16 protein-coding genes are annotated in these 16,848 nt (G+C 38.0%); 12 read left to right on the forward strand and 4 right to left on the reverse strand.

Going from position 1 to position 16,848, the window contains the following annotated elements; all coding sequences use genetic code 11:
- Positions 1–40 precede the first annotated feature (40 nt).
- Positions 41–1,147: a mechanosensitive ion channel family protein gene (locus AC0KUU_RS04590; RefSeq protein ID WP_043976672.1), complete on the reverse strand. Its 1,107-nt coding sequence runs from the start codon at positions 1,145–1,147 to the stop codon at positions 41–43.
- Between the two features lie 291 nt (positions 1,148–1,438).
- On the opposite strand from AC0KUU_RS04590, the gene AC0KUU_RS04595 reads away from it, so the two are divergent.
- Positions 1,439–2,404 carry a bile acid:sodium symporter family protein gene (locus AC0KUU_RS04595; RefSeq protein WP_043978279.1) on the forward strand — a complete coding sequence of 322 codons (966 nt, stop codon included), beginning with the start codon at positions 1,439–1,441 and terminating at the stop codon, positions 2,402–2,404.
- A 157-nt stretch (positions 2,405–2,561) separates the two neighbouring features.
- Complete coding sequence (locus AC0KUU_RS04600) at positions 2,562–3,014, forward strand: CBO0543 family protein (RefSeq protein WP_097824437.1); 453 nt, start codon at positions 2,562–2,564, stop codon at positions 3,012–3,014.
- A 63-nt stretch (positions 3,015–3,077) separates the two neighbouring features.
- Here the strand turns inward: AC0KUU_RS04600 and AC0KUU_RS04605 are convergent, their stop codons facing one another.
- Both AC0KUU_RS04605 and AC0KUU_RS04610 read right to left on the reverse strand, forming a co-directional pair.
- Positions 3,078–4,511, reverse strand: a complete 1,434-nt coding sequence (locus AC0KUU_RS04605; protein WP_043978284.1) for an alanine/glycine:cation symporter family protein — start codon at positions 4,509–4,511, stop codon at positions 3,078–3,080.
- A gap of 277 nt (positions 4,512–4,788) precedes the next feature.
- The gene (locus tag AC0KUU_RS04610; protein ID WP_237074186.1) at positions 4,789–5,409 is read right to left on the reverse strand and encodes a LysE family translocator; all 621 of its coding nucleotides are present in this window, start codon (positions 5,407–5,409) and stop codon (positions 4,789–4,791) included.
- A 220-nt stretch (positions 5,410–5,629) separates the two neighbouring features.
- On the opposite strand from AC0KUU_RS04610, the gene AC0KUU_RS04615 reads away from it, so the two are divergent.
- From AC0KUU_RS04615 to AC0KUU_RS04630, 4 genes are all read left to right on the forward strand, one after another.
- Positions 5,630–6,112, forward strand: coding sequence for a GNAT family N-acetyltransferase (locus tag AC0KUU_RS04615; protein WP_043978288.1), 483 nt, complete (start codon positions 5,630–5,632; stop codon positions 6,110–6,112).
- Positions 6,109–7,035 carry a DMT family transporter gene (locus tag AC0KUU_RS04620; protein WP_043978289.1) on the forward strand — a complete coding sequence of 309 codons (927 nt, stop codon included), beginning with the start codon at positions 6,109–6,111 and terminating at the stop codon, positions 7,033–7,035. The genes AC0KUU_RS04615 and AC0KUU_RS04620 overlap by 4 nt, the downstream gene beginning before the upstream one ends.
- 24 nt (positions 7,036–7,059) lie before the next feature.
- Entirely contained in the window at positions 7,060–7,998 is a 939-nt protein-coding gene (locus AC0KUU_RS04625) for an MBL fold metallo-hydrolase (RefSeq protein ID WP_043978291.1), read from the forward strand.
- A 202-nt stretch (positions 7,999–8,200) separates the two neighbouring features.
- The gene (locus AC0KUU_RS04630; protein ID WP_043978293.1) at positions 8,201–9,052 is read left to right on the forward strand and encodes a VOC family protein; all 852 of its coding nucleotides are present in this window, start codon (positions 8,201–8,203) and stop codon (positions 9,050–9,052) included.
- A gap of 474 nt (positions 9,053–9,526) precedes the next feature.
- Here AC0KUU_RS04630 and AC0KUU_RS04635 read toward each other — a convergent pair whose 3' ends face one another.
- Positions 9,527–10,912 carry a protoporphyrinogen oxidase gene (locus tag AC0KUU_RS04635; RefSeq protein ID WP_162214867.1) on the reverse strand — a complete coding sequence of 462 codons (1,386 nt, stop codon included), beginning with the start codon at positions 10,910–10,912 and terminating at the stop codon, positions 9,527–9,529.
- A 221-nt stretch (positions 10,913–11,133) separates the two neighbouring features.
- Here AC0KUU_RS04635 and AC0KUU_RS04640 point away from each other — a divergent pair, with 221 nt between their 5' ends.
- The 6 genes from AC0KUU_RS04640 (at position 11,134) to AC0KUU_RS04665 (ending at position 16,844) form a co-directional block, all read left to right on the forward strand.
- Positions 11,134–12,459, forward strand: coding sequence for a metallophosphoesterase (locus AC0KUU_RS04640; RefSeq protein WP_043978299.1), 1,326 nt, complete (start codon positions 11,134–11,136; stop codon positions 12,457–12,459).
- 159 nt (positions 12,460–12,618) lie between these two features.
- On the forward strand, positions 12,619–13,041 hold the full coding sequence (locus tag AC0KUU_RS04645; protein ID WP_013084632.1) for a GtrA family protein: 423 nt from the start codon (positions 12,619–12,621) through the stop codon (positions 13,039–13,041).
- Positions 13,042–13,078: 37 nt separating this feature from the next.
- Positions 13,079–14,764, forward strand: a complete 1,686-nt coding sequence (locus AC0KUU_RS04650) for a DUF6044 family protein (RefSeq protein ID WP_097824431.1) — start codon at positions 13,079–13,081, stop codon at positions 14,762–14,764.
- 12 nt (positions 14,765–14,776) lie between these two features.
- A complete protein-coding gene (locus AC0KUU_RS04655; protein WP_043978303.1) occupies positions 14,777–15,766 on the forward strand; it encodes a glycosyltransferase family 2 protein in 990 nt (329 codons plus the stop codon).
- A 109-nt stretch (positions 15,767–15,875) separates the two neighbouring features.
- Entirely contained in the window at positions 15,876–16,316 is a 441-nt protein-coding gene (locus tag AC0KUU_RS04660) for a hypothetical protein (RefSeq protein ID WP_043978306.1), read from the forward strand.
- Positions 16,317–16,397: 81 nt separating this feature from the next.
- Positions 16,398–16,844 carry a GNAT family N-acetyltransferase gene (locus AC0KUU_RS04665; protein ID WP_043978308.1) on the forward strand — a complete coding sequence of 149 codons (447 nt, stop codon included), beginning with the start codon at positions 16,398–16,400 and terminating at the stop codon, positions 16,842–16,844.
- Positions 16,845–16,848: the final 4 nt, after the last annotated feature.

A 16,848-nucleotide genomic window follows, 5' to 3' on the forward strand; every position in this document is an offset into this window, starting at 1 on the left:
AAAAGAAAGGAAAAAAAGCTGACTTAGTAGTCAGCTTTTTTTAGCTTCGAGCACTTTCTAGAAATTCTTTTGGATTGCCAGAAAGCTTTCCGTCCTGCTCAACGATGAGTGTGCGCGTAGGGAAAGCAAATTCTACGCCTTCTTCTTCAAGAATGTCCATAATTTCGAAGTTTATATTTTCTTTTACATCTAAATAATCAGCAAAAACGGTTGTATTTGTAAAGAAATACAGATAGATATTTAGACTGGATTCATAAAAGCCGTCAAAATTTACAAGAATCGTTTCATTGTGAATTTCTTCGTGCTCCGTCAGCATCTTTTTAATTCTTGTCACTACGGTTTCTAACTTTTCTTTTGGTGTATTATAATTCAAGTTTAAATGAAAGGCAATTTGACGTTTTCCCATCTTAGCCCAGTTAATAATAGGTTCATTAGAAAGAGTAGCATTTGGAACCGTTACGACTGCTTGAGCGAACGTTCGAATTTTGGTGCTTCGAAACGTAATATCTTCTACAACGCCTTCAACACTCGGTGTTTTAATCCAATCTCCAATGGTAAAAGGCTTTTCGGTAATAATCACAATTCCGCCGAATAAATTACTAACGGTGTCTTTAGCGGCTAGGGCAAAAGCAAGACCACCTAAACCAAGACCCGCTACAAAGCCGTTTACGTTAAAACCCCACTCTTCTGCGATGATGGAGATAGAAAGCATAACAACAACGATGCGGATGAACTTTTCAATAAAAGGAATAATGATTCGATCCACTTGGATATCGAAATTTTTGGCAAACGTTGCAAAAAATAAATTGGTAGAAGCAGCTAAATTATACAAGCCCCATCCTGCAAGGCCAACAGAAGCTGAACGAACTAAATGTCTTTCCGTGTCGGCTGTTAAAACATCAAAGGGAAGATAGGGAAGAGCAAGCTTGAAACCAATAATTACAAAAATCCAGCGCAGCGGCTTTTCAAAAGCTTCCAAAACGCTCGTAATTAAATTGATTTTTTTATTTTTGACAAAACCAATAATAAACTTAAACAAATAAGTCGTGAAAAGCTTGCGAAGAATTAAAAAGATCAAAAAGATCCCAATCGCAATCACGATTTTTTTCCAATCATCTAACGATGATAGAGACTTCAAAAAATCCATACAATCCTCCTAATTACCAAAACTGTGCTACAGTCCATTTATATCCGTCGATCGAAAGCATTTCTATGTAGAGTGTTCTTTACCCTAAATTCATGCTTTTTAAAAGCTTCTTCCCTATTAAAATAGCACAAAAATACCTTTAAATCTATTTAAGTGATAATTATGAATATATCTCTTTTTAGTAAAAGAGACAGACAACAGTCTGAAAATAAGTTGTATAATAAATAGGTGATATTATAAACGTTAATGTATCTTATTATTTATTGAAAACGTTCGTTGGAGGGAGAAGTTTTGTTAAGTCAATTGAATAGAATGCTAGAAAAATTGATGCCGTTTATTACGCCGGTCAGCTTGCTCATAGGAGTTCTTATCGGTTCGTCATTAAGTCAGTATGCCTTCTTAATTCCATGGCTTTTTGCATTAATGACGTTTGCCGGAAGTTTGAATTCAAATTTTCACCAGTTAAATGCCACGATACACCGTCCATTTCCAATCATTATGGCCCTGTTTGTTTTACATATTTTTATGCCAGCGTGGGCTTGGAGCGTTGGCCAAGTGATTTTTCCACATGATGTATTTACAAGCACAGGTCTTTTGCTAGCAGCGATCATTCCAACAGGAGTGACTAGTTTTATATGGGTCTCGATTTACAAAGGAAGCATTCCTCTTGCGCTATCCATTATTTTAATTGATACTCTTTTGGCGCCGCTTATCGTTCCTTATACACTTTTATTGGTAGTTGGAGACACCGTGCATTTGGAAGCGCTAAAGTTAGTCAAAGATTTGTGTTTTATGATTGTCCTTCCATCTTTGTTAGGCATGTGCTTAAATCAATATACAAAAGGAACAATTAAGCAGACATTAGGACCAAAGTTGGCACCTGTTTCGAAAATAGGGCTAAGTGTGATGGTTATGATAAACGGGGGAGTAATTGCACCTTATTTAAAACATATTGATAAAAAACTGCTGTTTATTATCGTGATCGTCTTTTTAATGAGTTCAGCTGGTTATTTCTTCAGCTGGATGATTGGCAAATGGCTAAGATGGGACCGAGCAAAAGTTGTGACGCTTACGTTTTGCGGAGGCATGAGAAATATTAGCGCCGGAGCCGTGTTAGCCGTATCTTATTTTCCAGCTCCCGTTGCTGTACCCGTCGTACTGGGGATGTTATTTCAGCAGGTATTAGCTGCTTTATCAGGGCGTTTAGTTCAAAACTATTACGAGAAAAAAGACGCTGAATTTGTTTCATTAAAATAAATGGAAGAAGCAAGGGAGGAACCATAGTAATCATAAAGTAAGCACTCTGTTTTAATGACGAGGGATAAGGTGCTTTTACGCTTGCTGCGTTCAAGATAACGAGGTGATTAGAAAAAGAAACGGTGTGGCATACTAGAAAGAAAAAGGTCGGATATTTTTGCTTATCAATATAGCGCTGGCGTTTGTTTTACCTTGGATTTTTGGCACGTTCTATTTACATCCTAAAAATCGTCGTTTACTGCCTTTAGTAGGAACTGCTTTTTGCATTTTAGCAATCGTTATCAATGAATTAGGGAGCTATTATGGTTTTTGGAAACTCCGGACTTCTTTAGAAAATGAAGCATTAGAAGCGCTGCCTTTTAATTTAGGCGTCTATCCTGTATTGGCTAGCTATATGATTTTTTTAATCCAGCGAATTGGAAAGCCTCATTTTTTTATTTTTCTTATTGCGCTGTTTACAACATGTTTAGAAGGAACGTATGTGCATATGGAAAGAGTTACATACGGAAACGGATGGAATCTCGGCTGGACATTTTTTTCCTACTGGATTCCGTACGGCGTGATTTATTTATACTATAGGTATTTGGTTAGTCTTAGACTGCTTCACTAGAAGAAAGAAAAAGAAGTAAATTTGCACAATAAAAAAAGCCGTGAATATTCACGGCTTTTTTTATTAGATCGCTTCTTTCGAGCTAGATTTATCTTTTGAATGATCCCATGCATCAATATTATCAAGTCCAGAAATGCTGTCTTGGTAGAAGACAGGGTCTTTTCCAGCTTTCTTTTGAGCAAGATAATCTTTCAGTGCTGCAAAAGAAATTTTCGAGAGCAAGAGAATCGCGATTAAGTTGACCACTACCATCAAGCCCATAAACAGGTCTGCTAAATCCCATACAAGCTGAATTTGAGAAATAGAACCGAACACAATCATTGCAAGTACAGCAACACGGTAAGTTACTAGCCAAGCTTTATTTGTGTTCAAGAACTCAATATTTGTTTCTCCGTAGTAGTAGTTACCGATTAATGTACTAAAAGCAAATAGGAAAATCATAATTGCAAGAGCACCTGTTGCCCAAGAGCCAATGTGAGTGCTTAAAGCAGCTTGTGTTAACTCAATACCGCTTAAATTTTTATTTGTATAAGTACCTGAAAGCAAAATGATAAAGGCAGTACTACTACAAATAATAAGCGTATCTGTTAATACACCAAATGCTTGAATCAATCCTTGCTTTACCGGGTGGCTTGTTGTTGCAGCTGCGGCTGCATTTGGAGCACTACCCATACCAGCTTCGTTTGAGAATAATCCGCGTTTAATTCCTTGCATAAGAGCTGCTCCAAGAGAACCGCCGGCAATTTGATCGAAACCAAATGCATTTTTAACGATTAACGCAATAAGAGAAGGCATCTCTTGAATGTTCATAATAATAATGAAGAGTGCTACTGCAATATAGGCAACAGCTAGTACCACAACAATGTATTCTGACATTTTTGCAATACGCTTAACTCCGCCAAAAATAATGGCAGCGAAAGCCACTGTCATAATAATTCCTAACACTAAACGATTTGTTCCGAACGCATTTTCAAACGCAAGAGTAATCGTGTTCGATTGTACAGCATTAAAAATTAAGCCGAATGATAAAGTGATTAAGACAGCAAACAGTCCGCCCATCCAGCGCTTCTTTAACCCTTTTTCCATATAGTAAGCCGGTCCGCCTCGGAAGCCGCCGTCTTTGTCTTTTACTTTGTATATTTGTGCTAATGTACTTTCGATAAATGCTGAAGCTGAGCCAATAACGGCAAGCACCCACATCCAAAATACAGCACCAGGTCCCCCTAAAGCGATCGCAATCGCAATACCTGTAATGTTCCCCGTACCAACGCGGGCTGCCATACTGATACAAAACGCTTGGAATGGCGAAATTCCGTCTTTAGAAGAGCTATCCGCACCTTCTTTTAATACACGAATCATTTCTTTTAATAACCGAATTTGTAAAAACTTTGACCTGAATGTAAAAAACAAACCAAATGCAATCAGCATCGCAATCAGTAAGTAGGACCAAAGAAATTCGTTGATTGAACTAACAAAACCTTGAACTACTTCTTGCATAGTTTCACCTCTTCATGAATTATAGTAGAATAATAATAAAAAACGTGAATTTATAGAATTTTCCCTCTATTTAGATAGATCTCCCTATTTCCCCGCTGTTTTTCTTCATTATCCTTGTCGAATCTTGTTGCTAAATCTGAACCTTATATATATATAAAATAATAATTTTGGTCTTTTGTCAACTAACCTCACATGGAAAAATAGGGTGATATGACAAATGAAGCGGGTATGAAAAGGCGATAACAGCAGGGGTGAAAGAAATTTCAGTTTGTTTTACTTAATTGTTGCTAGAAAATAAAAGTTTTAGGCCAAGTACGCCAAAAACCGTTCCTTTTGCATATTTTAATGTGTGCTGAAAGATACGGCTTTTTTTGACTTTTTTCCCAAGGCCAGAAGCAAATAGCGCAATAAGTGAAAAGATGATGAGCGTTTCGGCGATAAAGATGATACCAAACAAAATCATTTGCAAACTTACATGTCCAAGAGACGAATTAACAAACTGCGGTAAGAACGTAATGAAGAAAATAGCTACTTTTGGATTGGTTAAGTTGCTAACAAATCCTTTTCTAAAGTGATGGTGCTGCTGAACGTTTTCTGTTAATTCCAACGGACCGCTTTTCTCGCGAAACGATTGGTAGGCTAAAAACAGCAGGTACAGAACACCTATAACCTTTAGAATCGTAAAGGCAATAATTGATTTTTGAAAGATAATAGATAGCCCCACTGCGGCTAAAAGAGTATGTACAAATGTTCCCGTAATAGATCCTAATACGGTTTTGATGCCTGCTTTGACGCCTGAAGCAATACTTTGTGTCATTACGAAAATCATGTCTTGTCCTGGTATTAAGACAATGATAAGTGACACGGCTATGTAAGGTATAAGCCAAGAAAATGTCATGATGATTCCCTCCCAACAGAATTTTAACCATTTCGACAAAAAGTTCTCAAGAGTGTGTGCTAATGAATTAATAGATTAATGGAGTAAAGTTAAGAAGGTGTAAAAGCGTAAAAAGAGGTTATTCTCCTTAATAAAAATCAATAAAAGTGTAGGAAAAAAATAGGTGGTGTTGTATAATAATTCGATATACTTAATTTTTATAGAAAGAGGGTGAAAATTTATGAAGTACTGTTTAGCACAGCTGGAGGACGCTGCTACAGTTCATGATCTTATGCTGCAAGCCTTCTCCGTCTATCGCGATTCTGTCCCACCATCCAGTGCTCTTGATGAAACAATAGAATCTATTATGCAATCGTTAAAGCACGGAAAAAAAGCTGTCATTTTATACGTCGAAAATAAGCCGGTAGCGATGGCGCGTTTTACGCTAGAAGAAACAAGCTTATATTTTTATCGCCTGTCTGTTATTCCTGCTTTTCAAGGAAAAGGAATGGCTAAACAGCTTATTCAATGGTTAGAAACATACGCCAAAGAGTGTGGCAAGGAAAGTTTATTATGCAAGGTGAGAATGAGTGTTTTTCGTAATATAGCTTTGTATGAATCAATCGGCTTTTACATAGAGCAAAAAGAAATCGTACATAGAGACGGAGTGGATATTCCCGTAGTAAATATGAAAAAAGAGATTCTAAAAGGAGTAATGGCATGAATAAATCAACTCTTCCTTTACCGCCTCCTGTCTTTCTTTTAATCGGTGTATTAGCCGTTTCTTTTTCTTCTATTTTAATTAAATGGTCGGACGCGCCTGCTTCTATTTTAGGAATGTATAGACTGCTGTTTACGGTCCTTTTATTTTTACCGTTTTTACCATGGAGGCAAATGAAAATTCTTTTTAAAAACAGCACGGTAAAAGAATGGCTAATGCTAGCTGTATCAGGCGTGTTTTTAGGGCTTCACTTTCTGTTTTGGATGGAGTCTTTTTCACATACAACAGTTGCTAGCGCTATGATTTTGACTGCGCTTGAGCCGGTCTTCGTAGTGATAGGAGCTTATTTTTTATTTAAAGAAAAAACAAGCAAAGTAGGAATCATCAGCATTTTAATTGCTGTTAGCGGCTCGGTAATTATTGCATCGGGAGATATCGGAGTAACCAAAACGGCTCTTTACGGAGACTTACTTTCTATTTTAGGTACAGTAGCTGTTTCTGTTCATATGCTCGCGGGGCAAGAATTATGCAGGAAAATGCCTTCAATCATCTATAGCTTCGCCGTTTTTTTTATCGGTGGCCTGGTTCTATTTGTCTACAATATTTGTACAAATGTATCGCTGACTCAATATGACATAAAAGATTGGTGGATCTTTTTGCTTTTAGCGCTTATTCCTAATATTTTTGGTCATGCCTTATTTAACTGGCTGTTAAAGTACGTAGGTGCTACAACAATTTCAATGGCTATTTTAGGAGAGCCAATTGGTGCCATCATTCTCGCTTATTTCTTGCTTGGAGAAATGACAACTGTTTCTCAGCTAGTGGGAGGAATGATTGTGATGATTAGTGTGATGATCTTCTTAAAGTACAAAGCAGCAGAGCCGGAAAAAGTCATGCCTCTTCAAGAAAAGTCTAATATCAGCTAATTGGATAGGCAAGCAGCACCGAGTATGATACAGTTTATTTATCATTATTTACCATTTGGTAAAGAGGCTTTTATTAAACTACATAAAGCGGGTGTAAATATGCTGAAAAAACTAACGGACCATGTTTATTACTTTCCTCATTCTGAAGAAACGGATCGGCCGGTGCTCGGGCTTATCTGCGGGGAGAAGTATAGTTTCATCGTAGATGCCGGGAATTCTCCTGCGCATGCATCATCATTTTTAGAAGAAGTGGAAAAAATGGGCGTCCCTCCAATCAAAGGAGTAGCTATTACGCATTGGCACTGGGATCATACATTTGGTATTCATGCAATGAATAAGTATACAATCAGCCATCATTTAACAAAGAAAAAGCTGGCCTATTTAAAGACACTGCGCTGGGACGATGATTCCTTGGATAAACGCGTCCAGGAGGGGGAGGAAATCGAGTTTTGCCGGGATATGATCAAGAAAGAAATGCCGAGTCGAGAGACGTTAATTTTACAGGAGCCGGACGTAACGTTTCATCATCATATGGAAGTTGACCTAGGTGGAATCACTTGTTGCATTCAGCATATTGGCGGAGTACACGCGCAGGACTCGTCCATTGTCTACATACCCCAAGAAAAAGTCCTGTTTTTAGGTGATTGTCTATGTCCAGATTTTTATAGCGGTGACTGGAGTTATGATAAAGAAGACTTTGAGCGGATTCAGAGAGAGCTTAAAAAATATGATGCGCAGTATTATCTCTCATCTCATTTTGACCCTGAAACTCCTGAGGAACTTTGGCAAGATTTAAACCAATTGAGTGCGATTGGAGAAATTGTAGGAAATGAAGTCGATTTAGAAAAAGCATGTTTTCAGTTTGAATGTGAAACGTATAAAAAACCAACAAATGAGCAAAAAGAGAGAATACAGTATTTTGTTAATGGAAATGTCAAACGCAAAAGCAGAGAACTGTTTTGATAGTTTATGCCTAATGATAAATAAGCCCGCCTGTTCATACTATGTTATGAGCAGGCGGGCTTATTCAATTGGTTGTGCAGTGATATAAGTTTTAAGTTATGATAGTAAAATAAATAACTTGACGAAATAAAGTTATAAAAATATAATAAGTTACATAAAGTAAGTTGATAAAAAAATGATATATTCAAAAGGAGAAATAATCATGAACTTTCACCGTGCACCTCATGTATTTGTTGGGAAAGTAAATTTAAAAGTAGAAAATTTAGAGCGTTCACTTGCTTTTTATCAGCAAATAATCGGGTTTAAACTTTTAGGGAGAAAAGAGAACAAAGCTCTGTTAACAGCTGATGGACGCACGGCGCTGTTATCGATTGAACAGCCGGAAAACGTTACAGCAAAACAGCCTCGTACAACAGGCTTATATCATTTTGCTCTATTGTTGCCCACTCGTTCTGATTTAGGAAGTATACTGCAGCATTTGTTAAATAGCGGTTATCCGCTTCAAGGGGCGTCTGATCATCTAGTGAGCGAAGCGCTGTACTTGGCAGATCCAGATGGAAACGGCATAGAGATTTATCGAGATCGTCCGTCAAGTACATGGGAATGGAATGACAGTGAAGTAGTAATGGCTACAAAACCTTTAGATGCAGAAGCGATATTAGCTGAAGGAAACGGTAAACCATGGACAGGATTACCTTCTGCTACCTTAATGGGACATATTCATCTTCACGTTTCTGAATTAGAGCAAACGGAAAACTTTTATCGAAATGGATTAGGTTTTGAGGTTGTGAGCAATTACCATAATCAAGCATTGTTTATTTCAACTGGGCGCTATCATCATCACATCGGACTAAACGTTTGGAATGGAATTGGAGCGCCTAGTCCTCTTGAAAGCAGCGTTGGTTTAGAGTCATTTACACTTGTTTTTTCAGCTGAAGAAGAAAGGGAGCAGGCAATAAATAAGCTTCGTGAAATCGGAGCAGCTGTGTCTAAAGAAAACCAAGATTTCATCACAAAAGATCCATCAGGCAATATAATTAGATTAGTCCTTTAACATAAAAGCTGCCGCAATTGGCAGCTTTTATTTATCGCAATGTTCGTCAAAATAGGAAAGAAATGTACACTTTTTTCTCAAATAGTAAGATGATAATGGCGAAAACGGTGTTATTTTCAGGGAAATAAACGAAGAGTCTTACGTTTAAAAAAGTTTGTAAACAAGCGGGCGTGGGAATAAAATACATATCAAGCATCATTTCTTATCGTTATTGAATTTTTATATAAAGTCTTTTCATATAAAACCTTGAAAGAAGGGAGCGGAAACCTGTGAGATATAAAGTGAAACATTGGCTTAGATTAACTTCAGACGAGCGCTATCTTGTATTGTTTGCTACTGCTGCTTTGCAAAAAGAAAAGCGATAAAAGAGTTGTTAATAGTAAGGAAAGTAGCTTTATATGCTAACGAAAAGGTAATAAAAGGCCTGAAAATAATATATTTATTTTCAGGCCTTTTATTGTTTTCAAACCTTTTTTAAGTCAACTGTTGAGAGATAGCTTCAGCCGTTTGTTTGCCGTTTGTTATACACGCTGCAATGCCTACTCCATAGTAAGAACAGCCAGCTAATGTAATAGCGGGGTGCTTGTCATGGAATTTTTGAGTCAAGCTGCGTACAAGTTCACCGTGTTTAAGGTGATAGGTAGGCATCAATTTATCCCAATTGGTTACGTCGCTTTCAATAGGCTCCTCTTTGATTCCTAAGCTGTTTTCAATGTCCTTTTGTGCCACTGCTAGCAGCTCTTCTTTTGACATCGTCCGCAGGCTGTCAAAGTGGTGACTCGTACTTTTATAAAACAGGCGAACTAACAAATTCCCTCGCTTAGAAGTGTGAGCCCATTTTTTGCTCGTCCACGTGCAGGCATTGGCGATTAAGTTGCTTGATTGAGAGGCAATAAATCCAGTGCCTTCAGCGGGAAGGTATTCGTCTGGAACGTCATAGCCGATGTATACGCTAATGAGAGAAGAATCTTTTAACTGCTCAAAGTCTTCGTTTAATTCGGGATCGTTCAACAGGTGCTGAGCAGCCGTGTGCGGTGTAGCTAACACCACATAATCTGCTGAATAGGCTTGCCCCGGCGTACTGATTTGGTAGCGTTCACCGTCCCGTTTTATGCTGGTAGTTGGCGTATCTTTTAAAATCGTTACATCAGAAAGCTCTTCCTCTAAGCGGTGAATAATCGTTGATAAACCTTGTTTAAACGAAATGAATTTTTTATTTCCTGCCGTTTTGAATTTTTTTTCATTGGCTCCCATTCCTTTGATGATGCTGCCGTACGTGTTTTTGTAGTCGAGCAGATACGGGAGAGTCGAAGAAATCGTAAGTTTGTCTAAATCGCCAGAGTAGACGCCGGATAAAATAGGTGCAATTTGCTTTTCTACTAGCTCTTCTCCTAAAAAATGTTTTAAAAAGAGTCCGATTGAGCTGTCTTTCGTAAACGTTGTATTTTTAGTGATTAAGTCTTTTAAAGCTGTAATTTTAGCTTTTGAAGAAATCAGCTCGCTTTTAAAAAGAGATTCCACGCTTGTTGGAATACCGAACATGGTATCTTCAGGAATTGGAAGCAGCTCATTAGCAGAGTAAATAAACGATTTGCCCGTTTCGTTATATACTAAATCGTTTGTTAAGTACAGCTCTTCTAGCAGAGGCATAACGTTTTCTTTTCGAGCTACAATAGAATCCGCCCCTGTTTCCATGATAAATTCCCCAGCTTCACGCGTATTGATTTTCCCTCCTAAATGGGCATGTTTCTCTAGTAATAATAATTTAACCGGGAGATTACGTTCTCGTTTTAGTTTCTGCAAATAGTACAGAGTGGTTAAGCCCGTAATTCCTCCTCCAATAACAGCGACCGTTTTCAAAATATTCACTCCTACATTTTCAACAATTAGTCTGTAATATACGAAAATCATACCACTATGACTAGGAAAAGTGTAATGAATTGATTGTGAACATAGTGTGTGCAAACACGAAAAGAAATATTGAAACTATACGATTAGATATTTTGAAATTACATAAAATAAAAGCTCATACACGTAGAGAAAATGACTGAGACGCAGCAGTGAAGAAAGGAGGAAGCATCATGCTCGGCGGTTTTATGGAAACGCTGAAAAAAGACTGGCTCGCTTTAGTATTAATAAGTGTTCTTATATGCGGTATTACCTTAAACGTACGAGCCGAAGAGAAGAGCGGACGAAGCGGATACATCGAACCAAAGCTAGTTTTTCCTGTGATCAGTGATGTTCATATTAAGGAAACAGGAACGCTTGATTTGCGTACTTTTCAACATGCATTAACGCAATTAAATGAACAGGCACCGAAACAAGATGCATTTGTAGTAGTAGGAGATTTGGCTGATACCGGCGCGTTAAAAGAATACGACCGCTTTTTTTCTATTTATAATCAAAATAAACAGCCGCAGGCCGTATCTCTTTTTACGATTGGTAATCATGAATACAGGGACAGCGTAACTAATCAGCAAGCGCAGCAGCGTTTTTTATCTAAAACTAAAATGAAAGCTCTTTATTTTCATCAAGTGATAAAAGGATATCATTTTATCATGCTTGGAACAGAAAGCCGTCTGACCGCGGGTGATTATTCAGTCAAACAAATTAACTGGCTTGCTGAACAGTTGAAGATAGCAAAGCGAGACGATCCTAAAAAACCGATTTTTGTCTTTATTCATCAGCCTATTAACAATACACTGTACGGGAAAAACAGATGGGGGATAGAAGTGAATGAACAGCTTCTTTACAATACGTTAAAACCTTATCCGCAAGTCATTACATTTTCTGGTCATACCCACCATCCGCTGGACGATCCTCGTACTATTTTTCAAAGAGATTTTACATCTCTTGCAACGTCTTCTGTTCGGTATATATGGCCTGGTGCCGGATATTTACAAGGTGAACTTCCTCCTGGCTACCGAGATGTGAGTCAAGGTCTTCTTGTAGAGGTTTATAATCGAAAAGTAGTCGTTAAAAGGCGAGATTTTCACGCAAATAAGTGGACAGGAGAAGCGTGGGAAATTAACATACCTGCAGATGCAAAAAAGTTTCACTACACGAATGAACGAGATTTAGTAAAACCGATTTTTCTCCCAAGCTCTACTATTTCTGTTATACAAGAAAAAGCTTCATCGAATCAGCTGTATATCCAGTTTACGCAAGCGGTGGATAATCTGATGGTTCATTCTTATCGCATTACCGTCAAAAATAAACAAACTGGAGAAGTGGTCAAAACATATAATGCATTTTCTCAATACTACAGCGATCCCGTTCCGGATGTTCTAAGTCTTCCGTTATCAGGTTTACAGCCTCATACTGCGTATCAAATAGAAGTAGCGGCAGTGGATGCGTTTGACAATCAAAGCGACCAAAAATTAATCATTGAAGGCTCTACTAAATAGCTAAAAGAATCCTGATTTTTATTGATTCTTTTAGCTTTTTTTCATCTGTTTTTAATGTTATTTTCATTAGATTTTTAAGTGGAGTTGCTACACTGAAACTGTATTTAAAGTCATAATATGTAATTTTAATGAAAGTATCAAAAATCAAAAGGAGTTTGTATGAAAGGATCTTTTGTACGTTTTTTAGTAGTGGGGCTGGTCAATACAGCAGTAGGTCTTTCCATTATGTATGTGCTGCTTCATATTTTTCATCATTACTGGGCAGCAACGTTTATCGGAAACGCAGCAGGAGCAGTCGTCAGCTACGTGTTAAATCGAATATTTACGTTTAAAAGCGGAGTTCATTTATCTACAAGCATACTGCGTTTTATTTTGGTTATCGGCGTTTGCTACGGCTTGTCTTACTATATTGGACTGCAGTTCTCCAGCTGGTTATTGCATCAACTTCCTGCTGCTGTGCGTCCGTTCAAAAAAGACGTCGGTATATTAATCGGAACAGGTCTGTATACGCTTTTAAATTATACGGGTCAAAAATACTTTGTATTCAATACAAAAAAAGAAGCAGTCGTCGTACACGATTAGCTTCTAGCAATTATGAAATGGAAATAGGTGTTAACAGATGAAGAAAGAAACAGCTATGAATAAAGAAAAAACATTGCTTATTATCGCTTTCCTTTTGCTGCTTGCGTATGTATCCCCTATGTTTTTGCTCGGGGAAAATTCACATATACGCGTGCACGATAATTTAGACTCAAATATTACGTGGTATAAAGTTCTGCATCGAAGCGGAGAGCTGTTTGGCTCCAGTCATGCCGTATTACCTCAAATTATTAATGGATTGCCGAGGAATACGTTTGGAACAGAATTTAGCGGTATTCAGTGGCTGTATGGTTTATTTCCGACCATGCTTGCGTACAGTCTCAGCCAAACGATCACGCGCGTATTTGCTTTAATTGGAATGTACTTATTATTAAAAAAGCATTTTATTAAAAGTGAGGATGCTTATGCGATTCGAGTGCTTGTATCACTTGCTTTTGCACTTACGCCATTTTGGCCTTCGGGCATGCTGAGTACATTAGGACAGCCGCTGGCGCTGTGGGCGTTTTTAACCATTCGAAACCGCGAAGGAACGTGGAAGGAATGGCTTACTCTTTTATTACTTCCGTTTTACGCGAGCTTTGTTCTAGGATTTTTCTTCTTTTTAACGGCGATGGGAATGCTGTGGCTAAGAGATGCAGTTAAAAAACGAGTTTGGAATATTCCTTTTTTAAGCAGTATTGCAGCGATGACCGCTGTCTTTCTGCTCATTGAATACCGTCTTGTTGATTCTCTTTTATTTCCCGAGGCCCCGACGAGTCGAAATGAATTTTTAAGCTCTACTCTAAGTTTCGGACATTCCGTTCGCCTTGCTTTTAAGAACTATACGCTTGGGCATACGCATGTAATGACGCTTCATACCTTTGTGATTTTACCGCTTTCTTTTATCGTACTTTGGATCGTTGCTCGGAATCAGAAGGGGAAGCTTGAAAAAACGTTTTTGCAGTTATTTATCCTTAATCTACTACTGTCGATTTGGTATGCGTTTTGGTTTTATAAAGGATGGGAGCCGTTAAAAGAAAAATATCAGCTTTTTAATACGTTTAACTTTGCTAGATTTCATTTTTTACGCCCGCTCATTATTTATTTGATGTTTGCAGTTGGCAGCTATGTTTTATGGAAACGGAGCAAGGCGTGGAAAAAGTTTGTGTGGGTGTGTTTGATTTTACAGCTGCTTGTGTTATTTATAGCGAACCCTGAGCTTTATTATCGCTACAATCACGAGCCGTCAGTCAAAGAATTTTATGCTGTCCATCAATTCGATGAAATCAGCAGATATATAGGGAAACCTAAATCATCTTATCGGGTAGCAAGCATTGGGCTTCATCCATCAATTGCTCAGTATAACGGCTTTTATACGCTCGATACGTATAACAACTTCTATCCGTTAACGTATAAACATGAGTTTCGCAAAATCATTGCCAAAGAGCTTGATAAAAATAAAAAGTTAGAAAGTTACTATGATCACTGGGGCAACCGCTGCTATGTGTTTGTTAGCGAGCTAGGGAAAAAATATGATTACCGAAAAGACTCAACGAAAAAAATCCGTCATTTGCAGCTTAATATCAGCCAATTTAAAAAAATGGGCGGTCGCTATATCTTTTCAGCTGTGCCAATCGAAAATGCTGAAAGTGACGGTTTGCACTTTTTAAAAGCGTTTAACGATAAACAGTCCGCTTGGAAAGTGTATGTATATGAAGCAAAGTAAGGGGGCAATAACATGAACAGACCTATTTTAACGATTGTTGTTCCATGTTACAACGAAGAAGAAGTATTCACAGAAACATCTTTTCAATTAACTACTGTAGTAAAAGAACTGATAAATGAACGTCTTGTATCAAGTGAAAGTACCATTTTATTTGTAGACGATGGAAGCAAAGACAGCACGTGGTCGCTTATTGAAAAAGAAAGCTGCAGCAATTTGTTTGTAAAAGGGTTGAAGCTAGCGCGGAATGTAGGACATCAAAATGCTTTGCTCGCAGGACTAGAAGCAGCCCATAAGCAATCTGACTGCGTCATTTCCATTGACGCAGATTTACAAGATGATATCAGCGTTATTCGTACTTTTATAGAGAAATATTGGCTCGGGTATGAAGTCGTATATGGTGTTCGAGACAGCAGAGAAACTGATACATTTTTTAAACGAACCACGGCAGTAGGGTTTTACCGTTTTATGAATAAGCTAGGAATTCAGCTCGTTCAAAATCACGCCGATTTTCGTCTCATGAGCAAACGTGCTCTTGGTGAACTTATGAAATATAAAGAAGGCAACGTCTTTTTACGAGGCCTTGTACCATTAGTAGGATTTCGCTCCACGGAAGTCACATATGACCGCAAAGAACGGACAGCGGGCGAATCAAAATATCCGTTAAAGAAAATGCTTGCTTTTGCATTTGATGGAATTACATCTTTTAGCGTAGCGCCGATACGCTTATTGACGCTGCTTGGAGGAGCTTCTTTTCTCTTTAGTATTGCGTTTGGTATTTATGCGCTGATTCAAAAATATTTAGATCATACGCAAATCGGCTGGACGTCTCTTATTTTATCAATTTGGCTTGTAGGCGGCTTGCAGCTAATGGGAATGGGTCTTGTCGGAGAATACATTGGCAAGATTTTTAACGAAGTGAAACAGCGTCCTAAATATGCGATTGAAAGAGATTTATATACAAAACACTCATTAGACAAACAAAAAGATTTGCTTATGCATTAATTTAAGAAGCTTCTCCTAAATGGAGAGGCTTTTTTTGTTAAAGCGTTTATCATAATTTTTGAGTGAACAGGAAATGCTACTACTAAAATTTCTAAGGAGATCAAAATCTATGAAAAGACTATTTTATACAGTCAGCACTTTTTGTTTTGTTTGGCTTGCTTTTGCAGCCATTCATGTCAGCGCTCTTTCGATTGAGAAGCTTCCAATGAAGAAATCATCTGAACAATGGTCGGTTGAACTGACAAAAGCGAGCATGACGGGAGATAATCAGCTAAAGTGGAAAAATAACGTCTATCATACATATGGATTAACCGTTGAAAACATTGGAAAAGACGTAGAGCGCGTGCATGTCCAAGCTTTTCGGCACGAAGGAAAAAATAAGGCGAAATACAGCTTGTTTTCTCCTATTGAAAGGTCTAACTTAAGCAAAAGCGGTCAGCGTTTTCGCTACGCGAATTTTGCTGTTCCTGGAAAAGCGGCAAGTTTAGACATTATGATTAACTGGACGGACGAACGAGGCAATCATCAAGAACATTTTGAATTTAAATAAAAGTCTTCGCTTAGGCGAAGACTTTTTTTGCAGGAATTTATCCTCGCATGTGGAAAACGAACACGAAAGGAGAGATCCATAATGATTGCAAAAGCTACTGAAGAAGAATTACAGGAAATTCGGACGAAATCTGCTGATGCGCTGTTTGAAGGAACGATGAAGCAGTTTCATCCGTCAGCTGAACGCGTAAATGAACTAGTTGGTAGTGCCTTTGAAAAAGGCTGTTATTATTTAGTTTTAAGACAAGAAAATAAACTCGCAGGCTGGGTTCTTATCGGCCCATCTACCGACTTCTTTTCAAAAGAAGAAATTGGCTTTATCTACGAATTATATGTTGTACCCGAATACCGCGGGCAGGGTTTAGCCAAGCCGTTAATGCAAAAAGCAATTGATGAATTGTCTATCAAAGGATACCCTGAAATCAGACTCAGCGTTCATGCTGGGAATTTTGCACAGCATGTGTATCGTGAACTTGGCTTTGTAGATAAACAAATATCAATGAGCTTCCAAGTGGCAAAACGTCCGTAACGTT

Source organism: Priestia sp. ST2 (assembly GCF_055810735.1).

Coding starts and splice junctions, on each gene's coding strand:
- AC0KUU_RS04665 (WP_043978308.1), top strand. CDS start 16,398: ATGATTGCAAAAGCTACTGAAGAAGAATTACAGGAAATTCGGACGAAA.
- AC0KUU_RS04630 (WP_043978293.1), top strand. CDS start 8,201: ATGAACTTTCACCGTGCACCTCATGTATTTGTTGGGAAAGTAAATTTA.
- AC0KUU_RS04655 (WP_043978303.1), top strand. CDS start 14,777: ATGAACAGACCTATTTTAACGATTGTTGTTCCATGTTACAACGAAGAA.
- AC0KUU_RS04660 (WP_043978306.1), top strand. CDS start 15,876: ATGAAAAGACTATTTTATACAGTCAGCACTTTTTGTTTTGTTTGGCTT.
- AC0KUU_RS04645 (WP_013084632.1), top strand. CDS start 12,619: ATGAAAGGATCTTTTGTACGTTTTTTAGTAGTGGGGCTGGTCAATACA.
- AC0KUU_RS04605 (WP_043978284.1), bottom strand. CDS start 4,511: ATGCAAGAAGTAGTTCAAGGTTTTGTTAGTTCAATCAACGAATTTCTT.
- AC0KUU_RS04640 (WP_043978299.1), top strand. CDS start 11,134: ATGCTCGGCGGTTTTATGGAAACGCTGAAAAAAGACTGGCTCGCTTTA.
- AC0KUU_RS04620 (WP_043978289.1), top strand. CDS start 6,109: ATGAATAAATCAACTCTTCCTTTACCGCCTCCTGTCTTTCTTTTAATC.
- AC0KUU_RS04615 (WP_043978288.1), top strand. CDS start 5,630: ATGAAGTACTGTTTAGCACAGCTGGAGGACGCTGCTACAGTTCATGAT.
- AC0KUU_RS04625 (WP_043978291.1), top strand. CDS start 7,060: ATGATACAGTTTATTTATCATTATTTACCATTTGGTAAAGAGGCTTTT.
- AC0KUU_RS04610 (WP_237074186.1), bottom strand. CDS start 5,409: ATGACATTTTCTTGGCTTATACCTTACATAGCCGTGTCACTTATCATT.
- AC0KUU_RS04590 (WP_043976672.1), bottom strand. CDS start 1,147: ATGGATTTTTTGAAGTCTCTATCATCGTTAGATGATTGGAAAAAAATC.
- AC0KUU_RS04650 (WP_097824431.1), top strand. CDS start 13,079: ATGAAGAAAGAAACAGCTATGAATAAAGAAAAAACATTGCTTATTATC.